Genomic DNA, 18,037 nt, shown 5'->3' with positions numbered 1-18,037 from the left:
TCAGGTGTCTACCTAACGGGGGTCAGGTCCGGGCGACTATTTGTTGACACTGAGCACAAAGCCGCGTGCCGCAGGCATTTTCTTCGTACGTCAGGCGGGCAACTGCTTCGCGAATGACTTCAGGACGCTTGCAGAAGGCAAGGCGCACCTTGTACTGCCACGGTTCTAGGCTGTCCGTGAAAGCGGCAGGAGTGGTTGCAGCCACACTCTTTGTGGTGGACAGTTGGACGCAGAAATCGATGGTGTTCAGCCCGGTAGAGGAGAGGGGGTAACCGCATAGCAAGCGGCTCTAGTGTCATGCATGTGGAAGCCCAGCTGCTCTAGGGTGCTAAGGACTTGTTTCCAAGAGGACGATGCGGCTCTAGTACGGCCGCAGGAAGGTCGGCAGGCCGTGCGATGCAGCGCCGAAGCTTCTATCGGACTAGATACCCAGGACGGACTTTGCGATGAAGAAGTAGATAATCAAGCCCGTCGCGTCACAGAACGTGGAAATAAACGGGTTAGAAAACACAGCGGGATCCGCGCCCACCGTCTTAGCCACAATTGGCATGAGCCCACCTACCGTCGCTGACATCGAGCAGATAAGAAACAGGGTGGAACCGATCACGATACCGATATCGACGCCGTAGACCACCGTCGCCAAGACGAGACCAGCCAGTCCCAGTACGGCGCCGAGCAGCATTCCGACGCGCAGCTCGCGCCACATTACGGAAAGGAGGTCGCGCGTTCGGACGTCGCCAAGCGCGAGCGCACGGGTCACTGTAGTAGCCGCCTGGTTTCCTGTATTGCCGCCCGTGCCGGTGAGCAGAGGGATGAACAGCGACAGTACAACCGCCTTGGCCAAGGTGTCCTCGAAGGAATCGAGAACCCGCACGGTCAGCAGAGCTGACACAGCGAGCACGAGCAGCCAGAGAATGCGGGAGCGAACGAGCTTGAGCAACGGCGTCGACAAGTAAGGCTGCTGGAGCGCTTCTGTACCACCGGAACGAGCAGAGTCCTCGCTGTCCGCTTCTTCCATGATGTCCGTGGCATCGTCCCACGTAAGAAGACCGACGAGGCGGTGTGAATCATCCACAATTGGCAGAGCTAGCATATCGAGGGGCAAGAACCACCGCACGGTCTCCTCGGCGTCGGCAGTCGCGTATGCATATACCGGCTCGTTCATGATGTCCTCAATGAGTACACCGCGCTCAGCCGTGAAGAGTTCGCGCAGGCTGACGACGCCCACCAGACGCCGGTCCTTGCGCGTCACCGGAACGGTATAGATGGTCTCCAGTTCATCGGCCGTATCCCGGAGCGTGTACAGGGCATCTTCCATGCTCATTTCCGGGTGAATGTCGGGCACCTCTGGCGACATACGACGCCCGACGGAGCCCTTCGTGTATCCAAGGATCACTCCGGTCACGTCGCGCTGAGTCTGGGTCAGTGAACGGAGGAGGCGATCCGCAATCTCCGCGGGCAGCTCATCCAAGAGCGCCACTCGGTCTTCGGGGTCCAACTCGTCGAAGAACTCGTAGACATCGGCGTTGCCCAGCTCATCAATGATGTCCGCTTGGTGCTTTGCATCGAGTGCGTCGAAGACTGCGATGGACTTTTCCCGCGGCAGCAGGCGGAGGGCTAGCGCAGCGCGGAGAGCATTTTGACGCTCCACAATCGCGATGAGGTCTTGACGGGGAACGCGGGCTAAGAGCTCCTGGAGACGAGGGGCCTTTTTAGGATCGATAGCGTCTTCTTGCTTCAGCCATGCCTCTACGGTCTCGCTGGCCTGCTCAGTAGTTTCTGCCATCGCTTCGCCTTTCCACTCGACGTCAACCTCCTCAGACTACGCTATGCAGCGCTGCACGGCCTTTTCGTGAATTCCATGCCGAGGAGTGGGGACTGAGAACCAAGTTCTTTCACGGGGGTCAGCACTGGGGGAATTCAGCGCGAATTGAGAGTGCACTCGGGCCCAACGTTTAGCGCTGTTCACGCATCCGCGTGAGGACGTTGTGCGCAGAAATAAGGCACATTGGCACTCCCACGCCCGGCACGGTCGTTCCGCCCGCGTAGAACAGGTTCTTCAGTTTTCGCGAGACGTTGCGCCCACGGAAGAACGCGGATTGCTGCAGCGTATGTGCAGGCCCCACCGCTCCACCTGCCCACGCGTTATAGCGCTGCACAAAATCAGAGGGCCCCACCGTTCGGCGCACGACGATGCGCTCGGCAAAGTCCGGAATGCCAAGCCATGTGCCTATCTGGTGGATAGCGGCGTCAGCAATCGCGGCGACGCGCGGCGATTCTTCCTCACCATAGGCATCGCCTGAGCCAAAAGTATCTTCCGCCGGCACAGGGACGAGCACAAAGAGGTTCTCGCAGCCCTCCGGCGCCACGTCAGGATCCGTCGCGGATGTCTTGGATACGTAGATAGACTCCGAAGCACCGAGCGGACGCGAGGCCTCCGGGCCGTGGTAGACGGCGCGGAAATCGGGCTCCCAGTCCTTGCTAAACAACAGAGTGTGGTGCTCAAGCTGCGGCAGCTCGCCGCGGACGCCGAGGAACACCAGAACCGTACCCAAACCCGGATCGCGCCGTGCGAAGTAGCTTTCCGGGTAGGTCCGCGCTGACTCAGGCAGTAACGCGGTTTCGGTGTGGCGCAGGTCCGCCGCCGACACCACGGCCTCTGCAGAAATGAAGCGGCCGTCATCCAGCCGCACGCCAGTTGTGCGCCCGTCCGTGCACTCAATTGCCGTCACCGCGGTACCCATGAGGAAGGTTGCACCCTCCGCTTGGCGCGCAATCGCCGCGACCACCGCGGCGAAGCCACCCTGCGGGTAGCGCACACCTTCGACCAGGTCGGTGTGGCTCATCAAGGAATACAGGGCCGGCGCGGCCTGAGGCTCGGTCGACAAAAACACTGCCGGATAGGTCAGGACCTGATGCAGGCGATAGTCCTGAAACTGCGCCGCTACCAGCCTGTCCAGCGAACGCGTCAGCAGCATCGCGAGCGTGCCCAGCCGCGTGAGCACCTCCCGTGTCAGCAGCTCAGTAGGGCGCGAAAACGTGGTGTACAAAAAGCTGCTCAGCGCCACCGCGTAGACGTCGGAGGAGCGCGCCAAATACGCCCGTACGCGCTCACCCGCGCCCGGCTCAATAGACTCGAATAGGTGCGCGACCTCCTCCACGCCGCTCTCCACATCCAGGAACGCGCCGTCCTCGTTGTACACGCGATACGCAGGCGAGAGGGGGACGAGGTCCAGCTCACGCTCGGTGCTCGTCCCACAGGCCCGGAAAAATTCATCAAAAGCCTCCGGCATGAGATACCACGAAGGCCCCGTATCGAAACGGAAGCCGTCGACTTCTAGGACTCCCGCCCGCCCGCCGACGCTACGCTGCTTCTCGACGACGACCACGTCCCAGCCCTCCCGCAGCATCAACGCCGCGGTGGCAAGCCCCGCGATGCCAGCGCCGATGACGACAACCCGCTTGCCCATGTTTATTTCACCGCCGATGCAGCTGCCCGGCTCACGAGGAAGGCCTTACGCGCTGGTGATACCGACACCCTTGTCGTGAGGATCTCGACGGCGGGGGTTGCCTCGAGCTGGTCGGTGAGCTCAGTAAAGAGGGCGGTAGCCGCCGCCACGCCCATGCGGGAGCCGCGCGGCAGCAACTCGATGGCACCCTGCGCTACAGACAGGTCCTCGCGAATATCAGCGATGATGGCAGCCTTCCTCTCCTCGTCCAAGCCAGTGGGATCGGGCAGCGCTGGAAAATACGAGCGGCCGAGGTCTGCGGAGTCCTCGCGCAGATCGCGCAAGAAGTTGATCTTCTGAAACGCCGCGCCCAAGCGCCGCGCGCCTTCCTCGATGCCGGCCGGTCGCGCCTGACCGGCGTAGAAGGCATCCAAACACAAGAGCCCAATGACTTCCGCGGAGCCGGACACGTAATTCTCGAAGGAGTCGTGTGTGTGCGTGCTCTGGGTCAGATCGCAGCGCATGGAAGCAAAGAACTCTGCGATGTGCTCGTCCTGGAATCCGCAGCGCCGCGCGGAGAGCGCATACGCGTGCACCACGGGGTCGGCGTGAAAACGCTGGGAGGGGGCGGCGCGGACGGTGGCCTCGTAGGCGTCGAGAAGCACGGCGGCGTCCTGGGGAGCAAGCCCCGCGTCGACGATCTCATCGGCCGTGCGCACCATGGCGTATAAGTTACGGATATCCACGCGCACCCTGGGTGAGAGAAGCCGCGTGGCCAGGGAAAAACTAGTGGAGTAGTGGCGCATGACCTGAGCCGCGGCTGCTTCGGCACAACGGTCGTAATGCTCTAGAGCGGAAAGGGATGCGCGCATGGAGCATATTTTAGACCACACGCGTCACATAACTTACCCAAGGCAAGATAGGGTAGTGACGTTACTTTCCCTATCTATAAGGAGAACACGTCCATGACCACCCCAACGACGACTGCCGCGGCACGCGCCGTTGACCTGTTCAAACAATACGGTCAGGGAGATACCGCAGTCACCGCGTTGGACCACGTCGACGTTGAGTTCGCGCGCAATACCTTCACCGCCATCATGGGCCCGTCGGGCTCCGGCAAATCCACCCTCATGCACACTATGGCGGGCCTCGATTCGGCGACGTCCGGCTCGGCTTTCATCGGTGACACCGATATGTCGCAGCTCAGCGATAAAGACATTACCGCCCTGCGCCGCGACCGCTTGGGTTTCATCTTTCAGTCCTTTAACTTGGTGCCCACGTTGACCGCGGCAGAGAACATCACGCTGCCTACCGATATCGCTGGCAACAAGGTCGATAAGGCGTGGTTTGATGAGGTCACCACGCGTCTTGGTCTGTCCCACCGCCTGTCCCACCGCCCAGCCGAGCTCTCCGGCGGCCAGCAGCAGCGCGTGGCGTGTGCGCGCGCCCTGGTTTCCCGTCCGGAGATCATCTTCGGTGATGAGCCCACCGGCAACCTGGATTCGAACTCCTCCGCCGAGGTGCTCGACATTTTGCGCACCGCCGTGGACAAGGATGGGCAGACCGTGGTTATCGTTACGCACGACGCCAAGGCCGCCTCGTACGCCGACCGCGTGGTCTTCCTCGCCGATGGCCGCCTGGTTAATGAGCTCATGAATCCGACCATGGAGTCCATCCACGCCGTGATGGCAGAAATCGAGGGCTAGAGCATGGCCACAAAGAACACCATGCGCACGGTCTCCGTGCGCAATATTCTCGCGCATAAGCTGCGCCTTGCCCTGACCCTGCTGGCGGTGGTGCTGGGTACCGCGTTCATTTCGGGCTCCTTCATGTTCACCAACTCGCTGTCGAACACCTTCGACTCTGCGGTGTCTACCGCATTTACCGGTGTGGATGCGGCCGTGAGCCAGAAGGAAGGCGGCCCAATCCTCGACCAGAAGATGCGCGATGACATCGCCGCCGACCCCGACGTGCGCGCAGTCAACATGCAAAGCAGCCAGACCGTCGTGGTTGCCAACAAGGATGCCGAGGCCTTTCAAACCGGCGGCGGCACCTCCAGCGTGCAGCCCTACTACCCGGAGGACCAATCCGTCGGTGAGCCCGCCACGCTTGTCGACGGCTCCGAGCCCCACGGGACCGGCGAAGTCCTCATCAACGACTCCGCCGCCGAGAAGTTCGGCATCCACGTCGGCGACACCCTCCTCGTCGTGCACCCGGACCAGCGCGATGAGGTGAAGGTCGTGGGCGTCGTCAAGCCTGTGGTGGACCAGGGCCCCAGTCTGACGTTGCTCATGGAACACGAGGCCTTCGTTGAGCGCTATGGAGACTCTTCCCAGCTGAAGGTCGCTGCGGCCGACGGCGTCGATGCCGATGCGCTCGTGGAGCACCTCAACAACACCTTCGAGGTCGAGGCGGAATCCGGCCAGAAGCTGGCCGATGAGCTGTCGGATCAGATTTCCTCTGCCCTGAAATTCGTCAACTACTTCCTCATCGCCTTTGGCCTCATCGCGCTGCTGGTGGGCACGTTCATTATCGCGAATACCTTCTCCATGATCGTGGCCCAGCGCACCAAGGAGTTCGCGCTCCTGCGTGCGCTCGGTGCTTCCCGCAGCCAGATCACGCGTTCGGTGGTGACGGAGGCCTTCATCGTGGGGCTCGTCGGCTCAGCCGTCGGCGTGGTGACAGGTATGGGCTTAGTCGCACTCATCAAGGCAGTCTTTGAAGCTAAGGACATGCCCATGGGCGGCGGTCTGGGCCTGAGCGTCAGCGCAGTAGTCGTGCCGCTGCTCTTGGGCGCGGTGGTCACCATCGTGTCCGCGTGGGCGCCGGCGCGCCGCGCGGGTGCGGTAAAGCCGGTGGAAGCCATGCGCACAACCGAGTCTGCAGCTGGTTCTTCGCTCCTCGTGCGCAGCGTGCTGGGTGGACTGTTGCTCGTCGCGGGCATTATCTTCGCGGTCCTCGGCGTGCTTATCGACGCCTCCACGGGCATCCGTGCCTCCCTCGTGGGTCTTGGCGCGCTCAACCTGATCCTTGGCTTCTTCCTGGCTGGACCGGCCATCTCCCTGCCCATCGTTCCGGCGATTGGCCGCGTGATTGGTGCGCCCTTTGGTGCGGTGGGCAAGCTAGCCTCGACGAACTCGGCGCGCAACCCGCGCCGTACCGCGGCGACCGCATTCGCTCTCATGCTGGGCGTGGCGCTGGTGACCTCGATCGGCATGTTGGGTGCGACGATGAAGGCCTCGGTGGCCGACACCGTCGAGCAGGACGCCCGCGCGGACTTCTTGCTGTCCGGCCCGACGTCTGGAAACTTTCCGACCCCGAACGAGACCGTGCAGCGCGCCAGCGATACTGAGGGCGTCGGACAGGTCGTGTCGATGAGCACAGCACCCCTGCAGGTGGATGGTCAGGCTTCGATGAACTATGGCCCGGAGATGAAGGTCAGCCAGGTCATCGATGGCAACGCCGATGACGTCCTTAACTTCACCCTGGTGGAAGGATCGTTGAAGACGGGCGAGGAGCCGGGCTTCATCGCCGAAGCCGACCTGGCTGCAGAGCAGGGCTGGGAGGTCGGCCAGAGTTATGAGCTGGCGGGCCCGGATCTGTCTCGTACCACGCAGGTGAAGCTCCTCGGCACGTATGAGCCCTTCCAGATGCTCCCGCGCTTAGCTGTCTCCGCCTCCGCGGCAACAGAGGTCGTCGACCCGGCTAGCCTCAACGTCATGTTGGTCTACGTGAACGCGGAGGAAGGCTATGACAAGGAAAAGCTGCGCGCCAACCTGGAGGAGTCCGTCAAGGACCTCGTCGTGGTGCAGGTGCGCACCGGCGAGGAATTCGCAGGCGAGGCCGCCGGCATGATTGACCAGATGCTCACCATCCTCTACGCGCTGCTGGCGTTGGCTGTGGTCATCGCGATCCTGGGCATTGTCAATACCCTCACCTTGGGCGTGATTGAACGACGCCAGGAGATTGGTATGCTGCGCGCGGTGGGCACCCAGCGCCGCCAGATTCGCACGATGATCACCGTGGAGTCGGTACAGATTGCGCTCTTCGGCGCTCTCATGGGCATCCTCATGGGGCTGGGGATGGGGTGGTCCTTCATTTCCGTGCTTGCGGACGAAGGCCTCGACTCCACGACGGTGCCGTGGATGATGCTCGTCGTCATGCTCGTCGGCTCCGGCATCGTCGGTGTGCTGGCCGCCCTGTGGCCGGCCCACCGCGCGGCAAAGACCCCGCCGTTGGACGCCATCGCCGACTAACACTTCGCGCGCTTAGACGCGGAGTGCGGTGAGAAGGCTAGGCCAAAAGCGAGCCGACCCACGCCCCGCGCCACGCCAGGACGATGCCCAGGCCCACCGTCCAGAAGAGATACCGCGCCAAGCGCCACCAGCGCTTGGCCTTAATCATGTCACCGAGCTCTTTGGCCAACGTGGACCATGTCGATAGCCCGCCCGCCACGCCGGCCGCGAGCAAGGGGAGGAAGAACTCGGCGGTGTGCGCGTGCGTGGCGTAGCCATAGGCCACGCCGGCCACCGCAGAGCCGATGAGGTTCGCGGCGAAGGTGCACGTGGGGGAGGGCAGGATGCGGGTTAACAGGTAGCGCCCGCAACCGCCCACAAAACCTCCGGCGAGCACAGCCAAGATGGAGAGCATCATGCGCGCCTCCGATCCCGGAGGCGGTCACCGACCAGGTATGCCACGGTGCAGCCCAGAACCGTTGCCAGGACATACGCCCCCGCCTGCGCCGGCCCGAAACCTGAAGTGAGATACGCAAACGCGGCAAAACTGGTGAACCCACTCAAGAAACCCGTGCCCCAGAATGCGGGCGGCTTGGCATAGCCCATCACAGCGCTGCCAACAACGTTGATGAGCAACAGCGGCAGCGCGCCGCCCCCGAGAAGCGAAGAAAGGCCAAAGCGGGCCAGCGCCCCGAGCGCGGTCCCGCAGCCCACAAGAAGGATCTGTGGCATAGGCACCATCCTAGTTGGGATGCGAAAACGTCGTGAAGCAGGCAAGCTTGAGGTACATCCACATCCCCAAGGAGGAAACCACCATGGCACACGAGCGCGCCGGCCAACTAGCCCAGCCTTCGGATCTCATCGATATCGCGGAGTTGGTCACCGCGTATTACACCCGCACCCCCGACGCCGATAACCCTGACCAGCAGGTTTCCTTCGGCACCTCTGGGCACCGCGGCTCCGCCTTGGACACCGCCTTCAATGAGGCCCACATCCTGGCCATCACCCAGGCCATCGTGGACTACCGCGCCGAGCAGGGCACCACGGGCGCCATCTTCATCGGCCGTGATACTCACGCCCTGTCCGAACCCGCCATGGTCTCCGCCCTCGAGGTCCTCCTAGCCAACGAACTGGAGGTCCGTGTAGATGACCGCGGCCGCTACACCCCAACGCCAGCTGTTTCCCACGCCATCCTGACCAACCCAGGCACCGATGGCATTGTTATCACCCCGTCTCACAACCCGCCGCGCGATGGTGGATTCAAATACAACCCGCCGACAGGCGGTCCGGCGGATACCGATGCCACCGACTGGATTGCAGCAAAGGCTAACGACTACCTGCGCGCCGGGCTCGAGGGTGTGAAGCGCGCGCCGGTCAACGGCGTGCTGGATGAACGCTGCGTGAAGCACAATTACCTCGACTCCTATGTGTCCGATTTGGCCAACGTCGTGGACATGGCGGCCATCAAGGACGCCGGCGTGCGCATCGGAGCGGACCCGATGGGCGGCGCCTCGGTGGACTACTGGGCGGCCATCGCCGAGCATTACGAACTCAACATGACGGTGGTGAACCCAGAGGTAGACGGCACTTTCCGCTTTATGACGTTGGATACCGACGGCAAGATCCGCATGGACTGTTCCTCCCCGGATGCCATGGCTTCGTTGGTGGATAACCGGTCCAAGTATGACCTGGCTACCGGTAATGATGCTGACGCTGACCGCCACGGCATTGTTACGCCGGATGCTGGGCTGATGAACCCGAACCACTACCTCGCGGTGGCCATCGAGTACCTGTTTAGCCACCGTCCCCAGTGGGGAAATGCGAGTGTGGGCAAGACCTTGGTGTCCTCTTCCATGATCGACCGCGTCGTGGCCAGCCTGGGGCGCGAGCTCGTGGAGGTGCCGGTGGGCTTCAAGTGGTTTGTGCCGGGGCTTGTCGACGGCTCCCTCGGCTTCGGCGGCGAAGAATCCGCCGGTGCTTCCTTCCTGCGCTTCGACGGTACGGTGTGGTCCACCGACAAGGACGGCATCATCTTGGACTTGCTGGCCGCGGAGATCCTGGCGGTGACGGGCAAGACCCCGTCGCAGCGCTACGCGGAACTGGCGGAGGACTATGGTGCGCCGGCCTATGCGCGCACCGATGCCCCGGCTACCCGCGAACAGAAGGCCATCCTGAAGAAGCTCTCTCCGGAGCAGGTGACGGCGACGGAGCTGGCGGGCGAGGAGATCGTCGCCAAGCTCACTGAGGCGCCGGGCAACGGCGCGGTGATCGGCGGCCTCAAGGTGACGACGGAGAACGCGTGGTTTGCCGCGCGCCCGTCCGGCACGGAGGATAAGTACAAGATTTACGCCGAGAGCTTCCGTGGCGAAGAACACCTCAAGCAGGTGCAAGAAGAAGCGCAGGCGCTGGTGTCACAGGTTCTCGGAGGTTAGTTCTGCGGCTAGGCTAGTGGTTTATGACATCTCCACAATCCATATCGGTGCCTGACCTCATCAGCGCGCTCGCGCGCTGGGGAATGGCCGCCGTGTGGATTATCGCCGGCATACAGAAACTGGATGCCCGGATGGAGATGACCCAGGCCATCGAGGCCTATGGCATCTTTACCCCGGAGTGGTCCGGATACTTGGCCTACCTCATCGGGCCCCTGGAACTCATGGGTGGGGTGCTGCTGTTGTTGGGGCTGTTCTTGAGGGAGGCGTCGGCAGTCGCTGCAGTGGTCTTGGTCCTGTTCATGGTGGGCATCGCGCAGGCGTGGGCGCGGGGGCTCGTCATCGATTGCGGGTGTTTTGGCTACGACCCCGCCGACGTAAGTCAGGGCATGAACTACGCACTGACGCTGCTTCGCGACGCTTTCTTCCTCGCCCTCACCGTCTGGACCATCCGCCGCCCCTACCGCCGCTATGCCCTGCACCCGTAGATTGTTAGGCTAACTCCGTGACCAAAACCAAAATCAGCGCACCTCTCGTGCTCGACATCATTAGTGCATTCGCGCGATTTTATATGGCCTATGTGTGGATCAAGGCGGGGGCGTCGAAGCTGACGGATCAGCTCGCGGTGTCGCAAAGCATCAAGGCATATGAAATCTTTACCCCTGAGTGGTCGCACTACTTGTCCTACCTGATTGGCCCGCTGGAGATATGTGGTGGCCTGCTGCTTTTGATGGGGCTGTTTTTGCGGCCATCGGCGTGGGTTGGGCAGATAGTTCTGGTGCTGTTCATGATCGGCATCGCGCAGGCGTGGGCGCGGGGACTCGGAATTGATTGCGGCTGCTTCTCCGTGAGCCCTGATGAAGACGCGCAAGTGATGAATTACATGATGACACTTCTGCGAGATGTCTTCTATTCTGTCTTAATGGTGTGGACGATCAAGCGTCCTTTCACCAAGTTTGCATTGCACCCTTAACAGCGGTGTGTAGGCTTTTCATCTGTTCGAACTTAAGTCATAAAGGCAAGGTTGTTTCATGAGTACAGTCAAAGACCCCAACTCCAAAGGCAATAGTGGATTCGTCTGGGGCCTCGCTGTTCTGCTGGTTATTATTGCCGTGGTCATCGGCTACATCGTCTATCAAGGACGAGGCGCACAGACCGATGCGCTGGGGGACTACGCCGCCGAGGATGTCTCCCTGGAGATTTCCCTCGCGGACAATGCGGTAACCCTCAAGTCTGCGGATGCCGCAAAGGACGCAACCGAAGTAGACCTGTACGAGGACTACTCCTGCCCGCACTGTGGTGACCTGGCGAAGGAAACCGACGAGCAGATGAAGGATGCGATTGATGCGGGCGAGCTCGTCGTGCACGTGCGCACCCTCAACTTCCTTGACGGCAGCCCAAACGGCTTGGAGAGCATCAAGTCCAACACGGGCCACTCCTCCAAGGCGGCAGCTGCGATGGAGCAGGTAGCAAAGACCGGTGATGCCAAGCTCTACTGGAACTTGCGTAAGTACCTCATGGAGAACCAGTCCAAGGTGTACAACAAGTGGGAGATGGAAGACTTCGCTGCTGCCGCGAAGGAACTGGGCGCAGATGATGCCACGGTAAAGGCCATTGAAGAAGCCCCGGTTGGTGAAGGAAACCCACTGGTGACCTCGAACTACGAAAAGCTGGAGAGCGAAACCGGCCAGGTTTCCTCGCCGCGAATCATCAAGGATGGCAAGGACATTCCGGAAGACCAGAACACGTCCATCATGGAATGGGTTGACATCGTCACTAAATAAGGCGTCCCAACTCGCGATTTGGTGAGTGAATGGGGAGCGGATATATTGATACGAGTTGCAATCGTGAAGGTTGCACCTCGTATGAGGGGCTATGGCGCAGTTGGTAGCGCACCACACTGGCAGTGTGGGGGTCACGGGTTCGAATCCCGTTAGCTCCACTTTATACCCTCTTTCCACTGGTCAGAGGGTTTTATTTTTGTCTGGGGAATTCTTTGTTGACGTCTGGTTATGACTGTGTTTAAAGCCAGGTGAAATCCAAGGTTGAGTGCCGGGGACGTGGTCGACGAACTGGTAAAACCGGACTGATTCATTGGGGAGGGCAATCAGGTCCTCATGAGTGAACAAATGATCGGCACATCACGTGCGGATGAATCCATGCAAGGCCACTGGCTTTTGGCCAAATTGGGAAAGTGAGTCCTTTGCCTCGGCGGGCGCAGACTAACAGATGAATTGCTCGAACTATCCGGAATTCCGAACGTTGATGTAGTTGAACCAGCGCCTAGTCTTGGGCGCACGCCGGGTAGGATTCTTGAGCTCACGCCTTCGAGTTATACAGGTGCGGATAGTGATCCGGATGCTGTGGCTGCAGTGCGCCGCGTCTTTGGCCTGCGTGCAAAGCTAATTGAGGCCGACGCCGCTGAAACTGGACTGGCCGATGAGTCGGCTGACCTTGTGATTGGGAAGCGATGCTCACCATGCAGGGTGAGAAGGCTAAGAATGCAATCGTTGCAGAGGCTGCGCGCATCCTACGTCCGGGTGGGCGGTACGCCATTCACGAACTGGGGCTAGTTCCTGAAGAACTAGCAGATGGGGTGAAGGATGAAATCCGCCAAAGCCTTGCGCGCGCAATTAGGGTGAACGCGTGTCCGCTGACCTTGGGCGAATGGACGGCAGTGTTTGAGGCTAATGGCTTTTTAAAGCCGCCAAGGTTGAGACCGCGCCGATGGCTTTGCTGCAGCCGCGTCGAATTCTTTCCGATGAAGGATTCTTAGGCACGCTGTGCTTTGTGAAGAACCTTCGGAATAACTCCGATGCCCGCAAGCGGGTGCTGCAGATGCGAAAAACCTTCAACACGCACAGCGAGCACCTCAACGCCGTGGCAATCGTGGCAACGAAGCCAGAGCGTTAGGAAGCTGGAACGCTATCTAGGCGCGATTGCGCACTACGGTCGGCAGGATTGCTGAGTCTTCCAAGGAGAGCAGTCCATGACGCTACTGAGGCACCACAGCATGCTCATCGGCGCTCAACTCTAGTGAATCGTCGTCTGCGGTAAGCCGAACTTTTCCGCTCAATACGTGCAAGAGTGCCTCGCCAGGGTTCTCGTGCTTAGACAATTCCTTGCCGTCTTTCAGGACAAGCAAGACCTGTAAAAGGGAACCACCAGGCACTGCGCGGAACACGTGGGTTGCACGCCCGCTTTCTGTCCCAGCCGCCTTATTTAGCAGTTCTTCAGCCAGCGCTTTTAGATTAACGCTGACGCTTGGTGTCTCAGCCATTTTCGAAATCTCTTCCAAATGTTAAAGGGGATTGAACTGCGCTAAGCGATGCCAGGTGTAAATGGTTGACCGTCTAGTGTCGAGTCTATATCTTTGGTATATCAATCCTTACAATGAATAGTCCTACCTATTGAAAGTTAGGCAACCCTACTCAAGTGGTGTATATTTGCCATGGTTAATTGATCCCTATTCCCAGCAAAGGAAATAACAAGTGAAAAAGACGGCATTGATGGCTTTAAGTGCTGCTGCAGCCCTCGTTCTTGCGGCGTGCTCCACCTCGGGGGAAGAAGCCTCGGGGGAAGATGCAGCGGCTGGCGACGGTGAGCAGCTGACTCTGTCCCACCCCAGTATTGAGGGGCTAAACATCGACTTCGAAAACCAGCCAGAAACCATCGTTATGGACTGCTACGCCTATAGCTCTCTGCACGAGTACGGCATTGAGCCGGATGCGTTGTTTGGTTTTGAGTGTGACAACCCAGCGTTGATGGGTGATGCTGACATCGAAGGTATTGAGACCATCGGCCAAGATGCTGAGATCGATCTGGAAAAGCTGGCTGAACTGCGCCCGGATGCCATCATCGGCAACGGTAACGCGAAGGGTTGGTCTTGGTTCGATGAAGACGTCAACGCTCAGTTGCAGCGCGTTGCGCCTTTCGTGCCGCTGCCATCGGAAGGCTCTATTGATCAAAGGATTGCGGATACCCGCGAGATTGCAGAGTTCTTCGGCGCAGACGTAGAAGCTGACAACATCGTGGCGGCAGATGGAGACTTCGCAGCGGCCAAGGAAGCGTTCACCGCAGCAGTAGACGGCAAGGATTACAACTTCCTGCTGACCAGCCCAACCAAGGAAATGCTCTATACCGGCGTGGGCTTCCCGCAGGCGGACATGCTGGAAGAACTTGGCGCAAACATCGCAGGCCCAGACACACCAGCGGAAGGAAACCCGTGGGGTCGAGTGGCGTGGGAAGATGCTTCGACCTACCCTGCTGATGTCATCTTGGTAGAAAACTATGACCCAGAGGCGCCATTTACTGCGGAGCTGTGGGACAACCTTCCAGCTGTCCAGGCAGACCAGGTATCCACGTGGTCTTCCAAGGGTGCGTTGACCAGCCGTAACTATGCCGATTGGCTGCAGGATCTTGCAGACAAGGTAGAGACCTACGACAAGGTGAGCTAGTCTTTTATGCCAGCAAGTTCCACAACCTCCACAGCCCCGAAGGCTGTGGAAAGGCCAGTTGCTCAGGCCAACCGGCTCATTGGTTTCATTATCATTGCGGTCTTATGTGCCGGTGCGCTGGTGTTGAGCATGATGGTGGGCTCACGCAGCATTCCACCGTCGGATATTTTTCATTATCTGATTAACCCGGATCCGGCGGATCCGGTATCGCAGGTGGTCTGGCAGTCTCGCGTTCCACGTACTTTCTTGGTGTTGGTTGCCGGTAGTGCGTTGGGGGTTGCGGGTGGTTTGATGCAGGCTGTGACCAGAAACCCAATGACGGACCCGGGGATTTTGGGCGTTAATGCGGGTGCTTCTCTCATGGTGGTTGTTGGCCTGGCATTTTTTGGGGTTACAGATATCTCCCAGTACATGTGGTGGTCTTTTGCTGGTGCGATTGTGACCTCGGCGGTGGTCTTCGCCATTGGCAACAGTGGTCCATTGCGTGGCAGTCCGGTGCGCATGACCTTGTCCGGTGTGGCATTGGGGGCGGTGCTGGGCGGTTTTGCATCCGCGGTGTTGCTGACCAATTCAGAAGTTTTGGAACGCATGCGTGGCTGGTCAGCGGGCACCACAGCATCGCAGCCTCTCGATGCTACCTTGTCCATCACCCCATTTATCTTGGTAGGCTTGCTTATTGCGCTGGCCAGCACTCGCGCATTGGATGTGCTTTCACTGGGTGAAGCGGCATCGGTTGCTATGGGCGCGCACCCGCAAAGAACCAGGCTGGTGGTATTGGTAGCAATTGCACTGCTAGCCGGTGGCGCTACTGCGGCGGCGGGGCCCATCGGATTTATTGGGCTGTTGGCACCACATCTATCCCGCATGATCGTGGGCCCACATCAAGGGTGGATTATGGCCTATTCAATCGTCTTGGCCCCAGCGGTTTTGGGCGTGAGTGATGTTATAGGTCGCGTGATTACTGCTGGGGAAGTGCCCGTGGGAGTAGTAACTGCATTCGTTGGCGCACCGCTGTTGATTTACATGGTGCGTAAGTACCGCATTCCGGAGGTTTAAGCGCGATGGTTCACACAACGAATCCGGATACGAAGCAAGAGCTTGAATTCGGGCGAAAGATTTTCCGCATCGGTCCCAAGGAACGCCCGGTGATGCTTATCGGGGTGCGCACAGCTGTCGTCACAGGTGGACTCTTATTGGCGACTGCGCTGATTGCGGTGTACTCCTTGGTTGATGGTTCTGCATCCATCACCGTTGGTGAAGCGTTCCAGGCGTTGACCGGCAACGGTGATTCCTACACCAACATGATTGTGGTGGAATGGCGCGCACCGCGCACGCTTCTGGCAATCCTGCTGGGCGCAACACTGGCCATGAGTGGAGCTATCTTTCAAAACCTCACCGCGAATCCATTGGGCTCACCGGATGTGATTGGTTTTCAGACCGGTTCCTACACTGGCGCGCTCATCGTCATGTTGATTCTCGGCGGTGGCACCACCGCTACGTTGTTGGGGGCTCTCACTGGAGGTATCGCTACCGCGATGGTGGTGTTCTTCCTTGCCTCCAAGCGCGGATTCGCTGGTGGCGTGCGTCTTATCATCGTTGGCATTGCTGTCAGCGCCATGCTGGCCTCGGTCAACGTGTGGATTTTGCTCACTGCCACGGTGGAAGATGCCATCATGGCGAGTTTGTGGGGCGCGGGAAATCTCTCCGGCACCTCCTGGAATTCGCTGCTGCTGGCATTTTGTGGTTCTGCCGTGTTCATCCTGATGGCAGCACTGCTGGCGCGCCCGATGCGTTTGATGCAGATTGGTATTCCTTTCGCGGTTGCGCTGGGGCAAAACGTCCGCAGGGTGCAACTATTGGCAGTTGTTGCCGGCATCGGATTAACGGCGCTGGCAACTGCCACCGCCGGGCCGATTTCCTTCATCGCGCTGGCCTCGCCCCAGATTGCCCGTCGCCTGGTACACGTTGATGGCCTGGCGCTGGCCCCCACCGCAGCCGTGGGGTCTTTCCTGTTAATACTCGCCGATACGGTTGCCCAAAGAATTGACCCTGAATCCCCGCTCCCAGTAGGTATTGTCACCGTATCCATCGGTGGCGTGTACTTCCTGTGGTTGCTCATGAGAGAAGGCCGACGCAAATGACACGACTTCTAGTAGAAAACGCCCAGCTTGGATACGGCGACAAAGTTATCTGCCCAGGCGTGGATCTTCAGATTCCAGATGGCCAGTTCACGGTCATCGTTGGCCCCAATGCCTGCGGCAAGTCCACTTTGCTCAAGAGCTTGACCCGTTTGATTGCGCCGCAAGAGGGGAAGATTCTTTTAGACGGGCAGTCTTTGCACAAAAAGCCCACCAAAGAAGTAGCGCGTGAAGTGGGTCTTCTGCCGCAAGGCCCGGTTGCCCCGGACGGCATTCGCGTCATCGATCTGGTCTCACGAGGACGCTACCCGCACCAGAGTTTGTTCAAGCCTTGGTCGCCCGAGGATGAGCAGGCGGTGAAAGAGGCCATGGAGGCAACCGGAATTAGGGAGCTTTCAGGCAGGCTTGTCGATGAACTCTCGGGCGGTCAACGCCAACGCGTCTGGATGGCGGTGGCGTTGGCGCAGCAGACGCCAATCTTGCTTCTCGATGAACCTACCACATTCTTAGACGTCAGCTACCAGATTGAGCTGCTGGAACTTTGCCGCATGCTCAACCGGAAACGGGACTACACACTGGTCGCCGTATTGCATGACTTGAACCAGGCAGCGCGCTACGCCGATCACATCATCGCCATGAAAGACGGCGAAGTTGTAGCCACCGGCGATCCTGCAACCGTTATTACTGAAGAGCTCGTGCGCACCGTATTTGGTGTGGATTCTAAGATCATCGCTGACCCAGAGTCTGGAGCACCGTTGATGATCCCAACGTGGAGCCACCAAGTATCAAATTCAAACAGATAATTCTGACGTTAATTTTACCTGTTCCATGTGCACCTCAGTTTTCGCGTTGTGGACGCAATCGATGCGGGTGAGATGGTCGATCTGAAATTGACGATAAGCGGTGAGATCGGCCGCCACTATTCGCAGCATGACATCGCATTCACCAGCCATGAGGTGGCATTCCACGGCTTCTGGAAGTGGCTGACTCTCTTGAATGAATCGCTCAACAGTCTCAAGGTCCTGGCTGGTGAGCCAAACTCTGGCATAGGCGGTAAATCCTTTGCCGACCTTTGTGGGAACAAACAGGGCAACGTAACCCCGAATAATTCCAGCGTTCTCCAGTGCATGGACTCGTCGGATACAAGTGGAAGGGGACAGGTGCACGGCATCCGCGAGTTCATTGACGATTCAATCCAAGCGGAAGTCCACGCTTGAAGACCTGGTGAAACGCCTATTTGATCAAGGGCAGCTTAATCGAGTGTGTGAAGCGTCCTGGGTTTAGTTCCTCAGCTAAGGATGTTATGTCCATAGGGTTTTTGGACATGGA

General features: G+C 59.5%; 17 protein-coding genes, 1 tRNA gene and 1 pseudogene. 12 read left to right on the top strand and 7 right to left on the bottom strand.

Annotated features, from left to right (window positions below; all coding sequences use genetic code 11):
- Window positions 1–421 precede the first annotated feature (421 nt).
- From mgtE to HMPREF2635_RS09030, 3 genes are all read right to left on the bottom strand, one after another.
- Window positions 422–1,786: a magnesium transporter gene (gene mgtE, locus HMPREF2635_RS09040; RefSeq protein WP_070547167.1), complete on the bottom strand. Its 1,365-nt coding sequence runs from the start codon at window positions 1,784–1,786 to the stop codon at window positions 422–424.
- A 169-nt stretch (window positions 1,787–1,955) separates the two neighbouring features.
- Window positions 1,956–3,470 carry a phytoene desaturase family protein gene (gene crtI / locus HMPREF2635_RS09035; RefSeq protein ID WP_070547168.1) on the bottom strand — a complete coding sequence of 505 codons (1,515 nt, stop codon included), beginning with the start codon at window positions 3,468–3,470 and terminating at the stop codon, window positions 1,956–1,958.
- Between the two features lie 2 nt (window positions 3,471–3,472).
- Window positions 3,473–4,321: a phytoene/squalene synthase family protein gene (locus HMPREF2635_RS09030; RefSeq protein WP_070547169.1), complete on the bottom strand. Its 849-nt coding sequence runs from the start codon at window positions 4,319–4,321 to the stop codon at window positions 3,473–3,475.
- 93 nt (window positions 4,322–4,414) lie between these two features.
- Here HMPREF2635_RS09030 and HMPREF2635_RS09025 point away from each other — a divergent pair, with 93 nt between their 5' ends.
- Window positions 4,415–5,155, top strand: a complete 741-nt coding sequence (locus HMPREF2635_RS09025; protein WP_070547170.1) for an ABC transporter ATP-binding protein — start codon at window positions 4,415–4,417, stop codon at window positions 5,153–5,155.
- A 3-nt stretch (window positions 5,156–5,158) separates the two neighbouring features.
- The gene (locus HMPREF2635_RS09020) at window positions 5,159–7,705 is read left to right on the top strand and encodes an ABC transporter permease (RefSeq protein ID WP_070547171.1); all 2,547 of its coding nucleotides are present in this window, start codon (window positions 5,159–5,161) and stop codon (window positions 7,703–7,705) included.
- Between the two features lie 37 nt (window positions 7,706–7,742).
- On the opposite strand, the gene HMPREF2635_RS09015 is transcribed toward HMPREF2635_RS09020, so the two are convergent.
- Together HMPREF2635_RS09015 and HMPREF2635_RS09010 are read right to left on the bottom strand one after the other, a co-directional pair.
- Window positions 7,743–8,102, bottom strand: coding sequence for a fluoride efflux transporter FluC (locus HMPREF2635_RS09015; protein ID WP_070510605.1), 360 nt, complete (start codon window positions 8,100–8,102; stop codon window positions 7,743–7,745).
- Entirely contained in the window at window positions 8,099–8,416 is a 318-nt protein-coding gene (locus HMPREF2635_RS09010) for a fluoride efflux transporter family protein (protein WP_070510603.1), read from the bottom strand. Before HMPREF2635_RS09010 ends, HMPREF2635_RS09015 begins: the two co-directional genes overlap by 4 nt.
- Window positions 8,417–8,499: 83 nt before the next feature.
- Between HMPREF2635_RS09010 and pgm the strand changes: the two genes are divergently transcribed.
- From pgm to HMPREF2635_RS08980, 6 genes and pseudogenes are all read left to right on the top strand, one after another.
- Window positions 8,500–10,116 (top strand): phosphoglucomutase (alpha-D-glucose-1,6-bisphosphate-dependent), encoded by a 1,617-nt coding sequence (gene pgm, locus HMPREF2635_RS09005; protein ID WP_070510602.1) that lies wholly within the window; start codon window positions 8,500–8,502, stop codon window positions 10,114–10,116.
- 23 nt (window positions 10,117–10,139) lie between these two features.
- Entirely contained in the window at window positions 10,140–10,601 is a 462-nt protein-coding gene (locus tag HMPREF2635_RS09000; RefSeq protein ID WP_070510600.1) for a MauE/DoxX family redox-associated membrane protein, read from the top strand.
- A 17-nt stretch (window positions 10,602–10,618) separates the two neighbouring features.
- Window positions 10,619–11,086, top strand: a complete 468-nt coding sequence (locus tag HMPREF2635_RS08995) for a MauE/DoxX family redox-associated membrane protein (RefSeq protein WP_049157655.1) — start codon at window positions 10,619–10,621, stop codon at window positions 11,084–11,086.
- Window positions 11,087–11,144: 58 nt separating this feature from the next.
- On the top strand, window positions 11,145–11,897 hold the full coding sequence (locus HMPREF2635_RS08990; RefSeq protein WP_049157657.1) for a DsbA family protein: 753 nt from the start codon (window positions 11,145–11,147) through the stop codon (window positions 11,895–11,897).
- An 85-nt stretch (window positions 11,898–11,982) separates the two neighbouring features.
- Window positions 11,983–12,055 (top strand) — tRNA-Ala (locus tag HMPREF2635_RS08985).
- A gap of 175 nt (window positions 12,056–12,230) precedes the next feature.
- Window positions 12,231–13,026 (top strand): annotated as a pseudogene (locus tag HMPREF2635_RS08980) (methyltransferase domain-containing protein).
- Window positions 13,027–13,108: 82 nt separating this feature from the next.
- Here the strand turns inward: HMPREF2635_RS08980 and HMPREF2635_RS08975 are convergent.
- Complete coding sequence (locus HMPREF2635_RS08975; RefSeq protein WP_046647394.1) at window positions 13,109–13,393, bottom strand: cupin domain-containing protein; 285 nt, start codon at window positions 13,391–13,393, stop codon at window positions 13,109–13,111.
- A 211-nt stretch (window positions 13,394–13,604) separates the two neighbouring features.
- Here HMPREF2635_RS08975 and HMPREF2635_RS08970 point away from each other — a divergent pair, with 211 nt between their 5' ends.
- Genes HMPREF2635_RS08970 through HMPREF2635_RS08955 form a run of 4 tightly spaced genes read left to right on the top strand, consistent with a single transcriptional unit; the run spans window position 13,605 to window position 17,511 of the window.
- A complete protein-coding gene (locus HMPREF2635_RS08970) occupies window positions 13,605–14,570 on the top strand; it encodes an ABC transporter substrate-binding protein (protein ID WP_049155214.1) in 966 nt (321 codons plus the stop codon).
- Between the two features lie 6 nt (window positions 14,571–14,576).
- Complete coding sequence (locus tag HMPREF2635_RS08965) at window positions 14,577–15,626, top strand: FecCD family ABC transporter permease (protein WP_080975080.1); 1,050 nt, start codon at window positions 14,577–14,579, stop codon at window positions 15,624–15,626.
- A 5-nt stretch (window positions 15,627–15,631) separates the two neighbouring features.
- Complete coding sequence (locus HMPREF2635_RS08960) at window positions 15,632–16,711, top strand: FecCD family ABC transporter permease (protein WP_046647392.1); 1,080 nt, start codon at window positions 15,632–15,634, stop codon at window positions 16,709–16,711.
- Window positions 16,708–17,511 carry an ABC transporter ATP-binding protein gene (locus HMPREF2635_RS08955; protein ID WP_046647391.1) on the top strand — a complete coding sequence of 268 codons (804 nt, stop codon included), beginning with the start codon at window positions 16,708–16,710 and terminating at the stop codon, window positions 17,509–17,511. The genes HMPREF2635_RS08960 and HMPREF2635_RS08955 overlap by 4 nt, the downstream gene beginning before the upstream one ends.
- Here HMPREF2635_RS08955 and HMPREF2635_RS13855 read toward each other — a convergent pair.
- Entirely contained in the window at window positions 17,500–17,874 is a 375-nt protein-coding gene (locus HMPREF2635_RS13855) for an Lrp/AsnC ligand binding domain-containing protein (protein ID WP_198525906.1), read from the bottom strand. The two genes, HMPREF2635_RS08955 and HMPREF2635_RS13855, sit on opposite strands and share 12 nt — an antisense overlap.
- Window positions 17,875–18,037 lie beyond the last annotated feature (163 nt).

It is taken from the genome of Corynebacterium sp. HMSC035E02 (assembly GCF_001836065.1).
Taxonomy (GTDB): Bacteria; Actinomycetota; Actinomycetes; order Mycobacteriales; family Mycobacteriaceae; genus Corynebacterium; species Corynebacterium hiratae.
This window is presented reverse-complemented; position numbering and strand designations above follow the sequence as displayed.